General features: G+C 77.0%; 9 protein-coding genes and 1 pseudogene. 5 read left to right on the top strand and 5 right to left on the bottom strand.

All coding sequences use genetic code 11. The annotated features are described in order from the left end of the window. From EFE23_RS25850 to EFE23_RS25835, 4 genes and pseudogenes are all read left to right on the top strand, one after another. Positions 1-596, top strand: a pseudogene (locus EFE23_RS25850) (hypothetical protein); the annotation flags it as partial. Then, the gene (locus EFE23_RS25845) at positions 593-2,059 is read left to right on the top strand and encodes an NADH-quinone oxidoreductase subunit NuoF family protein (RefSeq protein ID WP_123243501.1); all 1,467 of its coding nucleotides are present in this window, start codon (positions 593-595) and stop codon (positions 2,057-2,059) included. The pseudogene EFE23_RS25850 and the gene EFE23_RS25845, both read left to right, overlap by 4 nt. Before the next feature lie 23 nt (positions 2,060-2,082). After that, a complete protein-coding gene (locus EFE23_RS25840; RefSeq protein ID WP_123243500.1) occupies positions 2,083-2,643 on the top strand; it encodes a redoxin domain-containing protein in 561 nt (186 codons plus the stop codon). Beyond that, the gene (locus tag EFE23_RS25835) at positions 2,640-3,524 is read left to right on the top strand and encodes a cytochrome c biogenesis CcdA family protein (RefSeq protein ID WP_123243499.1); all 885 of its coding nucleotides are present in this window, start codon (positions 2,640-2,642) and stop codon (positions 3,522-3,524) included. The genes EFE23_RS25840 and EFE23_RS25835 overlap by 4 nt, the downstream gene beginning before the upstream one ends. Here EFE23_RS25835 and serS read toward each other — a convergent pair. The 5 genes from serS to EFE23_RS25810 form a co-directional block, all read right to left on the bottom strand. Next, on the bottom strand, positions 3,508-4,794 hold the full coding sequence (gene serS / locus EFE23_RS25830) for a serine--tRNA ligase (RefSeq protein WP_123243498.1): 1,287 nt from the start codon (positions 4,792-4,794) through the stop codon (positions 3,508-3,510). The two genes, EFE23_RS25835 and serS, sit on opposite strands and share 17 nt — an antisense overlap. Before the next feature lie 116 nt (positions 4,795-4,910). Continuing rightward, entirely contained in the window at positions 4,911-5,990 is a 1,080-nt protein-coding gene (locus tag EFE23_RS25825) for a DNA polymerase III subunit beta family protein (RefSeq protein ID WP_123243502.1), read from the bottom strand. Between the two features lie 47 nt (positions 5,991-6,037). Beyond that, entirely contained in the window at positions 6,038-7,225 is a 1,188-nt protein-coding gene (locus EFE23_RS25820; protein WP_123243497.1) for a saccharopine dehydrogenase family protein, read from the bottom strand. A 31-nt stretch (positions 7,226-7,256) separates the two neighbouring features. Continuing rightward, on the bottom strand, positions 7,257-8,405 hold the full coding sequence (locus tag EFE23_RS25815; RefSeq protein ID WP_123243496.1) for an alcohol dehydrogenase catalytic domain-containing protein: 1,149 nt from the start codon (positions 8,403-8,405) through the stop codon (positions 7,257-7,259). Beyond that, positions 8,402-8,836 carry a hypothetical protein gene (locus EFE23_RS25810; RefSeq protein WP_199737238.1) on the bottom strand — a complete coding sequence of 145 codons (435 nt, stop codon included), beginning with the start codon at positions 8,834-8,836 and terminating at the stop codon, positions 8,402-8,404. Before EFE23_RS25810 ends, EFE23_RS25815 begins: the two co-directional genes overlap by 4 nt. Before the next feature lie 938 nt (positions 8,837-9,774). Here EFE23_RS25810 and EFE23_RS25805 point away from each other — a divergent pair. After that, on the top strand, positions 9,775-11,267 hold a 1,493-nt coding region (locus EFE23_RS25805; protein ID WP_148058532.1), incomplete at its 3' end, for a winged helix-turn-helix domain-containing protein.

Genomic DNA, 11,267 nt, shown 5'->3' with positions numbered 1-11,267 from the left:
GCGAGGAGCGTGCGCCGGCGGCCCGCCGCCGTGCCGACGAGCGTCCCGCCCGCCGCTACCGGGACGAGGAGGAACGGGTCGGCCGGCGGTCCCGGTCCGAAGAGGACGCCGCCCGCTACTCGGCCGTGCCGGACTCCGGCGGCCGCCACTCCGCCCCGCCCGACTCCGGTACGCGGTACTCCACCCCGCCGGACGCCACCCGCTACTCGGCCCCGCCACGACGCCGGGACGAGCCGGAGGAGCCGTGGGACAGCCCCCGCCGGTGGGCGGGCCGGCCGGTCTCCGGCGAGCCGGTCTCGGCCGGCCCGATCTCGGGCGGCCCGGTGTCCGGCAGCCCGATCTCGGCCGAGCCGCGCAGCGGCGGCGGGCGGCACAGCGTCGAGGAGGACGTGCCGGAGGAGCCGGACTACTGGCGCCCGCCGGCCCGCTACGCCCCCGAGGAGGTCTTCGTCGACGACACCCCGACCCTGGTCGACCTGGCCTCCCGCCGGGCGCTGCGCGCCTCCGGGGAGAGCCGGTCCAGCCGTCGGCGGCGGGCCAGCGCGGACGCGGTCGACGGGGCGTACTGGGCCGGGCTGCGGGGTGAGGCCAAATGATGCGGACGGCGGTGCCGCCCGTCGCCTGCGTCGGCGAGCCCCGGCTCACCGCCGGCTTCGCCGAGTTCGGCCGGCTCGACCTGATGGCCCACGAGCGGGTGCACGGCCCGATCGGGCCGATGGAGCCCGCCGCGCTGCTCCGGCTCGCCGAGGCGATCGACCTCAAGGGCAAGGGCGGCGCGGGCTTCCCGTTCGCCCGCAAGCTGCGCGCGGTGCTGGAGTCCTGCGAACGGCAGGACCGCACCGCCGTGGTGGTGGTCAACGCCACCGAGGGCGAGCCGGCGAGCTGGAAGGACAAGGTGCTGCTCACCCGGGCCCCGCACCTCATCCTCGACGGCGCGGCCCTCGCCGCGTACGCGCTGGACGCCGAGGAGATCGTGATCGGGGTGGCCGACGACGACATCGGCCGGCCGTCGCTCACCGAGGCGTTGCAGGAACGGCGGATGCCGGTGCCGACCACCATCGTCACCGTGCCGCACCGGTTCATCTCCGGCGAGGGCGGGGCGCTGGTCAACGGCATCAACGGCCTGCCGCACATCCCGCCCGGCACCAAGAAGCGGTCCAGCGACTCGGGCGTGAACGGGCTGCCCACCCTGCTCTCCAACGCCGAGACCTACGCCCAGCTCGCGGTCGCCGCCCGGCTCGGCCCGTACGAGTACGCCGCGCTCGGCACCGACGACGAGCCGGGCACGGTGCTGCTCACCGTCACCGGGGCGGCGAAGCGCCCCGCCGTGGTGGAGTGCGCCGCCGGCACCCCGCTGCGGGAGATCCTCGAACTCTGCGAGGTGCCCGACGGGCCGGGCATCCTGATGGGCGGCTACCACGGCAAGTGGATCACCCCGGAGGCGGCGGACCGCGCGGAGATCTCCCGCAAGGGGCTGGCCGCCGTCGGCGGCACCCTGGGCGCCGGCATCATCGTGCCGCTCGGCCGGGACACCTGCCCGCTCGGCGAGGCCGCCCAGGTGGTCCGCTACCTGGCCGGCGAGTCCGCCGGGCAGTGCGGCCCGTGCAAGATGGGTCTGCCCGACCTGGCCCGCGCCGTCGACCTCGCGGTCTCCGGCAGCGCCCCGATCGAGGTGGTCCGGGCCGCGGCCGGCGACGTGAAGGGGCGCGGCGCGTGCAGCCACCCGGACGGCACCACCCGCTTCGCCCTCTCCGCCATGGAGGTGTTCGCCGAGGACCTGCGGCTGCACACCACCGGCGAGGGCTGCGGCAAGCGGGTGAAGGGGGTGATGGGGCTGCCCGGGGCGCCCGACGCCAACCCGCAGAAGCTCACCCTCGACTGGTCCCGCTGCGACGGGCACGGGCTCTGCGCCCACGTGGTGCCGGACTTCATCCGGCTCGACGGCAACGGCTACCCGGCCTTCCCGCCCACCCCGGTGCCCACCTGGCTGCGCGAGGGCGCGCTCAAGGCGGTCAAGGTCTGCCCGGAACTCGCGCTCCGGCTGGTCAAGGCCGAGTGACCCGACCGAGAGGAGACGCGCGGATGCGTCGTACCACCGTGGCCGCCACCCTGGCCGTCGCGCTGCTCGCGCCGGCCGCGTGCGCGGTCGGCCCGGAGCGCGCGACCCCGGTCGAAGCCGTCGCCGCCGCCTCGCCGGGGGCCGTGACCACCGCCGTACCGGTATCGCCGGCCCGGGTGCCGGAGACCCTACGGTTCACCGCCCGGACCCTCGACGGTACGGAGTTCTCCGCCGCCGCCCTGGCCGGGCGGCCGGTGGTGCTCTGGTTCTGGGCGCCCTGGTGCGCCACCTGCGCCAGCCAGGCCTGGACCGTCGCCGAGATCGCCCCGAAGTACCGGGACACCATGCCCATCGTCGGGGTCGCCGGGCTCGGTGAGCAGCCGGCCATGAAGGACTTCGTCACCGAGTTCGACCTGGCCGGCACCCCGCAACTGGACGACCGCGCGGGCACGCTGTGGCGGCGGTTCGAGGTGGTCGAGCAGAGCACCTTCCTGATCATCGACCGGGATGGCCGGGTGGTGCACCAGGGCTTCCTCGACGGGGAGTCGCTGACCCGGCAGGTGGAAGCGCTGGCCCGGGGATGACCGGCGCGCTGCTGCTCGCGCTCACCGCGGGCATGCTCGGCGCGGTCAACCCGTGCGGCTTCGCGATGCTGCCGGCGTACCTGTCGCTGCTGGTCGCCGGCCCCACCGGCGGTCGCGGCGCGGTGGGCCGGGCGCTCACCGCGACGGCCGGGCTCACCCTCGGGTACGTGGTGGTTTTCGGCGCCTTCGGGCTGGCCGTCGCGCCCGTCGCGGACTGGCTGCGCCCCCGCCTGCCGTGGTCCACGGTGGTCCTCGGCGGGCTGCTGGCGGTGGCCGGCTGCTGGCTGCTCGCCGGCCGCCGGCTGCCCACCCCGCGCCCCTTCGCCCGGGCCCCCCGGCTGACCCGCTCGCTGCCGTCCATGGCGCTGTTCGGCATGGCGTACGCGCTGACCTCGCTGAGCTGCTCGATCGCCCCGTTCCTCGCGATCGTGGTGACCAGCCTGCGGGCCGGCTCGCCGCTGCGCGGGCTGGCGCTGTTCGGGGCGTACGCGACGGGCATGGCCCTGGTGGTCGCGGTGGCCGCGCTCGGTGTGGCGCTGCTGCGCGGCCGGGTGGTGGCCCGGCTGCGCGGCGCCGGCGCGTGGGTGCCCCGGCTGAGCGGCCTGGTGCTGCTGGTCGCCGGCGGCTACGTCGCCTGGTACGGCTGGTACGAGGTGCGCCTCGCCCAGGGCCACCACGACGCCTTCGGCGACCCGGTGGTGCTGGCCGCGGCCCGCGTGCAGCGGTTCCTGGTCGCCGCGCTGGACGCGGCCGGTCCGGCGCTGCTCGCGGCGGCGCTGGCGGCCCTGCTGGTGCTGGCCGGACTGCGCCGACGGCGGCGGGGGCCGGCTCCGCCGACCCCCGCCGTGGTTGCGCGTCAGCCGATCAGCGGACCGGGGTGAGCCGCTCGGCGCCCAGCTTGTCGCGGAGCACCTCCGGCACCAGCACCGAGCCGTCGGGCTGCTGGAACTGCTCCAGGATGGCCGGGAAGAGCCGGCTGGTGGCCAGCGCCGACCCGTTCAGGGTGTGCACGAAACGGGTCTGCTTGCCACCCGGCTCCCGGTAGCGGATGGCCGCCCGCCGGGCCTGGTAGTCGCCGCCCCAGGAGACCGACGACACCTCCTTGTACTTGCCGGTGCTCGGCATCCACACCTCGACGTCGAGGGTCTTGCGCATCGCGGCGCTGGCGTCGCCGGCCGCCAGCAGGCTGGTCTGGAAGTGCAGGCCCAGCTTGCCGACCAGGCCCTCCACGTGGGCGACCATCGACTCGAGCGCGGCGTCCGCCTGCTCCGGCAGGGTGAACTGGAAGATCTCCACCTTGTTGAACTGGTGGCCGCGCACCGTGCCCCGCTCGTCCGAGTGCGAGCCGGCCGCCTCACGGCGGTAGCACGGGGTGTAGGCGAACGCCTTCAGCGGCAGCTTTCCGGTCTCCAGGATCTCGTCCTGGAACGCCCCGAGGATCGCCGTCTCCGCGGTGGGCAGCAGGAACTGGCCGCGCGCGGCCGACTGCTTGTCGATGTGGTAGACGTCGTCGTGGAACTTCGGGAACTGCCCGGCGGCGAAGCCGGCGCTGTCCAGCAGCAGGTGCGGCGGGAGCAGGAACTCGTAGCCGGCCTGGATGTTCTGCTCGATCAGCCAGTTGACCAGCGCCCACTCCAGCCGGGCGCCCATCCCGGTGTACATCCAGAAGCCCGAGCCGCCGAGCTTGACGCCCCGCTCGTGGTCGACCAGGCCGAGCGCGCGGCTCAGCTCCACGTGGTCGCGGACCTTCTCGATGGCCGGCGGCTCACCGAAGGTCCGGACGACCCGGTTGGCCTCCTTACCCCCGGCGACCACGTCGTCGGCGGGCAGGTTCGGCAGCTCGCTCATGGTGGCGCGGAGCCGGGACTGCACCTCGTCCAGCTGGGACTCCAGCTCGGCGAGCTGCTTGCGCTCGGCCTCCGGGGCGACCGGCTGCGGCGTGCCGCCGGACCGCTTCGCCTCCGCGTACGCCCGCGCCTCCGCCTTGCGGCGCTGCCGCTCGGCGTCGATCTCCGTGATCAGGGCGCGACGTTCCTGGTCGAGCCGCTGGATCTCGTCCAGCGCCCGGTTGACCTCGGCGGGATCCAGACGCTTCGCCAGCGCGGTCGCCACCGCCTCGCGATCCTTCCGGATCAACTCCATGTCGAGCATGCTGCTCCGTACGCCTCCGTCCAGGCAGTCAGGTGGGACCCCCAGATGCTACCGTCGCGGCCCCGCCCGCCCGGGACGGCCCGGAGAGGCCGCCCCCACCGAGCACGCCGGGCGGGTCAGAGGCGGACCGGCATGAGGATCGAGAAGGCGTCCGCGTCGTCCGGGCGGCGCAGCGCCAGCGGGGCGATCGGCCCGTCCAGCTCCAGCACCAACTGCCCCCGGTCCCCGGCGTCCAGGGCGTCGAGCAGGTACTCCCGGTTCACCCCCACCCGCACCGCGTCCGGGTGCGCCGCCTCGTCCGGCCCGACCAGGCGCAACCCGCCCCGGTCGTCCAGGCCGAGCACGGTCACCTCGTGGCTCGTCCCGTCATACTCCCGCCGCAGGACCGGAGCGCCGTCGGCGGTGAGCGCGCCGCGCAGCGCGGCCACGTCCACCGGGATCCGGTACGCGGGCGCGCCGTCGATCCGCCCGTGCAGCAGCCGGCGGTAGTCCGGGAAGTCGTACGGCAGCGCGGCGGCCACCACCGGGCGCCCGGCGACCGAGGCCTCCACCCGGTCCGGGGCGACCGCGAGATGGGCCTCCGGGGTGATGCCCACGCCGGTGTCGAGCAGCGCGCGCAACTCGTCGACCGCGTCCACCGGCAGCAGCGCCCGCACCGACGGGCCGTCGACCCTCCCGCCCGCCCGGGCCACCGCCAGCCGGTGCCGGTCGGTGGCGACCAGCCGTACGCCGTCCGGCTCCACCTCCAGCAGCACGCCGGCCAGCACCGGCAGGTCGGGGTCGGTGCCGACGGCGAACCGGACGGCGTCCACGGCGGCGGCCAGGTCGGTACGGGACAGCACCAGTCGGGTGGCCATGGGGATCTCCTCCGGGTCGAGCAGGGCGCGGATCCGGGAGAGTTCACGCCGGGCGTCGGCGAGGCCGTCCTCCAGCCGGCGCAGGTGCGCGTCCAGCAGCCGGTGCACCATTGCCGGCTCGTGCCGGTGCCGCAGCGCCTCGGCGATGCCGGCCAGCGGCATGCCGACCCGGCGCAGCCCGGCGACCAGCCGGGCCGGGCCGACCTGGTCGTCGGCGTACCAGCGGTAGCCGGTCGCCGGGTCGACCAGGGCCGGCACCAGCACGCCGGAGCGGTCGTAGAACCGCAGCGCGCTGACCGTCAGCCCGCTGGCCCGGGCCAGCTCGCCGATGCTGCGCAGTTCGCTCTCCACGACGTCGGATGCTGGGCCCTCAACCCGGTCGAGGGTCAAGCGCCCGCACCCCCGTCGAGCACCCGGAAGGTGATCCCGGCCCGGACCAGCCGGTCCAGCAGGGCATCGCCCATGGCCGCCGCCGTGGTCACCTGACCGGCGGTCGGCGGCAGATCGTCGAAGGCCAGGCAGAGCGCGGACTCGGCGAGCATCTTGGCCGTCTCGTCGTACCCGGGGTCACCGCCGGCCACCTCGGTACGCACCGTTGTCCCGCCGGCGGTCCCGACGAACCGGACCCGGAACCAGGACTTCGCGCGCTGCTCGGCGCTCGGGCCCTGTCCGGAGGAGAGCCGGCCGAGCAGCCAGCGCCGGGTGGGCGGCAGCTTCACCAGCCCGACCAGGCCGGCCATGCCGACCCCGGCGGCCACCACGGTGGGCAGCCGCTTCACCGCGGCGAAGTGGCGGTAGCGGAAGTCCGGGCCGTACTCCGGGCGGGCGGCCGCCGAGCGGCGGACCACCTGCGGGTCGATGGTGGGCAGCGGCACCGCCCACAGGCCGAACTCCTGCACCCGGCCCACCTTTCCCGGTACGGCCCGCACCCGGCGGCCCTCCGGCCGCGGCTCGACCGCCCTGCGGGCCTGCGCCGCCCGGCGCATCTCGCCGGTACGGGAGAAGGCGGTGAGCGCCGAATGGTACGTGCCGGCGGAGAACCGGCCGCCTGCCCGGACGTAGCCGTCCACCGCGACCGGCCCGTCGGCCGGGAGCTGCTTGACGGTGAACCAGGCGCCCAGGTCGTGCGGGACCGAGTCGAAGCCGCAGGCGTGCACCAGCCGGGCCCCGGTGCGTACCGCCTCGGCGTGGTGCCGCACGTACATCAGGTCGACGAACTCCGGCTCACCCGTGATGTCCAGGTAGTCGGTGCCGGCGGCGGCACACGCCGCGACCAGCGGCTCCCCGTGGTGGATGTACGGCCCGACGGTGCTGGCGACCACCCGGGCGCTCTCCGCCACCGCGCGCAGCGACGCCGGGTCGGTCACATCGGCGGTGAGCAGCGGCAGCCCGGCCAGCTCCGGGTCGATCGCGGCGAGCCGGTCGCGCACCCCGGCCAGCTTGCCGGGATTGCGCCCGGCGAGCGCCCAGCGCAACCCGTCCGGGGCGTGCCGGGCCAGGTACTCGGCGGTGAGGCCGCCGGTGAACCCGGTGGCGCCGAAGAGGACGAGGTCGTACGGGCGGTCGTCGCGCATCCGCCGAGTGTGCCACCCGCGGCCGCGCGGATCACGGGGTGAAGACCGCCCGGACGCAGCCGTCGGTCCGGTCGCGGAACAACGCGTACCCGTCGGCGGCCCGCTCCAGCGGCAGCCGGTGGGTGGCCAGGTGTTCGGTACGCAGCTCGTCGCGGGCCATCCGGTCCAGCAGCGTCGGGATCCAGCGCTGCCCGTGCTGCCGGGCGCTGCGCACGGTCAGCCCCTTGTTCATCACCGCGCCCAGGGGGAACGCGTCGACACTCCCGGTCCAGGTGCCCAGCACCACCACGGTGCCGCCCTTGCGACAGGCGTGCACCGCCTCGCGCAACGCCAACGGCCGCTCCGCCCCGCCGCCGAGGCGGCCGAGCAGCCCCGGTGGCCCGGCCGCCATGCCGACCGCCTCCACGCACACGTCGGGTCCCCGGCCGCCGCTGCGCTCCCGCAGCTCGGCGGCGACGTCCACGTACCGGTAGTTCAGCGGCTCCGCCCCGACGTGCCGCTCGACCATCCGCAGCCGGTCGTCGTGGTCGTCGATCACCACCACCCGGTCCGCGCCGCGGGCCAGCGCCGCCCCGGCGGTGAGCTGGCCGACCGCCCCGGCACCCCAGACCGCCACCACGTCACCGGGGCCCACCTCGCCCAGCTCGGCGCCGAGCCAGCCGGTCGGCGCGGCGTCCGAGGCGAACACCGCCCGGTCGTCGCTGACCGCCTCTGGCACGGTGAACGCGCCGACGTCCGCGTACGGCACCCGGACGTACTCGGCGTGGCTGCCGGCGAAGCCACCCGTCCGCGCCGGGTGGCCGTAGCAGCCGCCGACGGGCTGGCCCCAGGCCGACTCGGCCTCCGGGCCACCGGCGGTGCCGTTGTCGCAGCACGCGAAGAGGCCCTGCCGGCAGTACCAGCAGGCGCCGCAGGACACCGCGGCGCAGACCACCACCCGGTCGGCGACCCGGTGCCGGCGCACCTCGGGCCCGACCTCGACCACCTCGCCGAGGAACTCGTGCCCGAGCACGTCCCCGGCGACCAGGTACGGGCTCCGCCCGGCCAGCAGCGGCAGGTCGGCGCCACAGGTGACGCTCTGGCGGACCCGGACGATCATGTCCTGCGCGTTGCGCAGCTCAGGATCGGGCACCTGGCGGACGGCCAGCTCGTCGGCGCCCTCCCAGCAGAGCGCCCTCATCCGGACGCCGCCGGCCGGTCGAGCCGGGACCGGTCCGCCCGGAGCACCTCGCCGGTCTCGGCGAGCTGCTTGGCCTCCCGCAGCGCCTGCCGGAGGAACCGGCCGGGATCGTCGCCGACCAGATGGGCGCCCAGCCCGGGGAAGCCGGGGTCGCCGCCGAGCGGCCGGGCGGCCAGTTCCGTGCCGCGGCCGCCGGGCGCCGGGCGGGCGTGCAGCTCCACCGCCCCGTCCAGCCGGCGCAACGGCTCCGGCCAGCGGCCGAGGGGCAGCACCTCCTCGGGCCGGCCGGCCACCGTCACCACCTGCCAGCGGCCGGGCCGCGGGTCACTCCCGGCCGCGCGGGGTGAGCGCTCCCGCCGGTGTACGACGACACCCGTGGCGGTCGCGCCGGCCGCCGCGAGGGCGATGCCGGCAGCGGTCAGCCGTCCCATCCGTGCCACCTGCCCCTCCCCTCGTCACCGCACCCACCCCCACGCCCGCGCCTCCGCCCCTGCGTGGTCCCGCCCCCGCGCCCGCGCCCGCCCCCGGGCCCGCGCCCGGGCCGCGCCCGCCCCCGGGCCGCCGCCCGCGCTAATTCACGGAAATAGTGGCCACGCGGCGTGAGATAGCCACTATTTCCGTGAATCAGTGGCCACGGGCAGGCGCCGCGGAAGGCTCGCACTCGAGCCTGCCGCGAGCCGGCGGAGCGTCCATCCGGTGTCTCCAGGATGCGGTGGCGCGGGGTGACGGGGGTTCGCCCCGAAGGGGTGAAACCGTCCGCGTCGGGTAACCGGCTGCCCGCACCGGGCGAGTGGACGCGACGGGGGAGGGCCGCATGCCGGAACAGGCTGACCGCGTCGAGGTGGCCGAGGCGCCGGACGACGTAACGACTGCGCGGTCGGCCGGGGCCGTGCCCTCGGCCGGGGCCGTGCCCTCGGCCGGGGTCACGCCGTCGGCCGGGGCGGTGCCAGCGTCCGAGGTCACGCCGGCGGCCGGGGCTGTGCCGTCGGCCGGGGTGGCGCCAGGGGCAGGGGCTGTGCCAGCGTCCGAGGTCACGCCGGCGGCCGGGGCTGTGCCGTCGGCCGGGGTGGCGCCAGGGGCAGGGGCGGTGCCCGCGTCCGAGGTCACGCCGGCGGCCGGGGCCGTGTCGGCGGCCGGGGTGGCGCCAGGGGCAGGGGCTGTGCCCGCGTCCGAGGTCACGCCGGTGGCCGGGGCTGTGCCGTCGGCCGGGGTGGCGCCAGGGGCCGGGGCGGTGCCGGCGTCCGAGGTCACGCCGGTGGCCGGGGCCGTGTCGGCGGCCGGGGTCGTGCCGGCGGCCGGGGTAGTACCGCCGGCCGGGGGCGCGCCGGTCGGGACTGCCGAGGTCGAGGCTGCCGAGGTCGAGGCTGCCGTGGGGACCGGGTCGGCTGGGGCCGCCCGCGCGTACCGGGGCGGGGCCGAGGAGATCCCGCTGCTCGCGTCGCGGTTGGCCGCGCCGGCGCCGCCCGAGCCGGTGCTGGTCCGGCCGCGGTTGTTGGACCGGCTGGACCAGGGGGCGGCCGGGCCGGTGACGCTGGTCTCCGCGCCGGCCGGCTGGGGCAAGACCACCCTGCTCGCCTCCTGGGCGCGGGCCAGCCGGGCCGAGCCGCCGCCGGCCTGGGTGTCGGTGGAGGACGGGGACACCCGGGAGCGGTTCTGGGCGTACCTGGCGGCGGCGCTGCGGTCTGTCGTGGCGGGCGGGCCGGACGGCCGGGGCGAGCCGCCGGTGCCGGACGTACCGCCCCGGCCGGACCAACTCGAGCTGCTCGCCGCCGCGCTCGCCGCGCGCGAACGGCCGGTGCTGCTGGTCCTGGACGACCTGCACCGGATCGGCGATCCGGGGCAGTTGGCCGGCCTGGAGTTCCTGCTCCGGCACGCCGAGGGGCGGCTGCGGCTGGTGGCCGGGGCGCGGGCCGAGCCGGCGTTGGCGCTGCACCGGTGGCGGCTGGCCGGGGAGCTGACCGAGATCGGTCCGGCGGAGCTGGCCTTCACCGACGACGAGGTGGCCGACCTGCTGGTGGCGCATGCTGTCCCGGTGCCCGCGACGGCGGTGCACCGGCTGCGGGAGCGTACCGGTGGCTGGGCCGCCGGGCTGCGCTTCGCCGCGCTGGCCCTGCGGGCGCAGGCCGACCCGGCGCGGGCGGTCGAGCGGTTCGGCGGCGACCAGCCGGACGTCGCCGGCTACCTGCGGGACGAGGTGCTCGGCCCGCTGGAGCCGGGTGCCCGGGACGTGCTGCGGCGCAGCGCCGTGGCGGCGGCGGTCTGCGCCGACCTGGCCGAGGCGGTGACCGGACGTGCCGACGCCGGCCAGCTGCTCGCCGATCTGGCCCGCGTGGGCGGCTTCCTCGAGCAGGACGGCGACAGCCCGCCCTGGTACCGGTGCCACCCGCTGCTGGCCGACCTGCTCCGCGACGAGCTGGGCCGGCTTCCCGCCGACGAGCTGCGGGACCTGCACCTGCGGGCGGCCGGCTGGTACGCGGGCAACGGCCGGCCCGCGGAGGCGCTGCGGCACGCGCTCGCCGGGGGCGAGTGGAACCGGGCCACCGAGCTGCTCATCGCGCGCTGGCCGGAGCTGGTGCCGTACCAGCGGGACGTGCCGGCCGGGCCGCCCCCGGCCGCGCCGCCCGCCGAGGCGGTCCGCCGGGATCCGGAACTCGCGCTGGCCTGCGCCGCCGAGCGGGCGTACGCGGGCGACGTGGACGCGGCGGCCGGGCACCTGCGGGACGCCGTCGCCGCCGGCCGCGACCTGCCCGCGCCGCGCCGGGACCGGTTCCGCCGGCTGGCCACCGCGGTGGAACTCACCCTGGCCCGGCTCACCGGCGACCACGACGAGGTGCGCCGGGCGGCGGTCCGGCTGCTCGCCAC

Origin of the sequence: Micromonospora solifontis, assembly GCF_003725545.1 — a bacterium.
GTDB lineage: Bacteria > Actinomycetota > Actinomycetes > Mycobacteriales > Micromonosporaceae > Micromonospora > Micromonospora solifontis.
This window is presented reverse-complemented; position numbering and strand designations above follow the sequence as displayed.

Excerpts from the sequence above, each read along its gene's own strand:
- EFE23_RS25835 (WP_123243499.1), top strand. The coding sequence starts at position 2,640 with ATGACCGGCGCGCTGCTGCTCGCGCTCACCGCGGGCATGCTCGGCGCG.
- EFE23_RS25845 (WP_123243501.1), top strand. The coding sequence starts at position 593 with ATGATGCGGACGGCGGTGCCGCCCGTCGCCTGCGTCGGCGAGCCCCGG.
- serS (WP_123243498.1), bottom strand. The coding sequence starts at position 4,794 with ATGCTCGACATGGAGTTGATCCGGAAGGATCGCGAGGCGGTGGCGACC.
- EFE23_RS25815 (WP_123243496.1), bottom strand. The coding sequence starts at position 8,405 with ATGAGGGCGCTCTGCTGGGAGGGCGCCGACGAGCTGGCCGTCCGCCAG.
- EFE23_RS25810 (WP_199737238.1), bottom strand. The coding sequence starts at position 8,836 with ATGGGACGGCTGACCGCTGCCGGCATCGCCCTCGCGGCGGCCGGCGCG.
- EFE23_RS25840 (WP_123243500.1), top strand. The coding sequence starts at position 2,083 with ATGCGTCGTACCACCGTGGCCGCCACCCTGGCCGTCGCGCTGCTCGCG.
- EFE23_RS25820 (WP_123243497.1), bottom strand. The coding sequence starts at position 7,225 with ATGCGCGACGACCGCCCGTACGACCTCGTCCTCTTCGGCGCCACCGGG.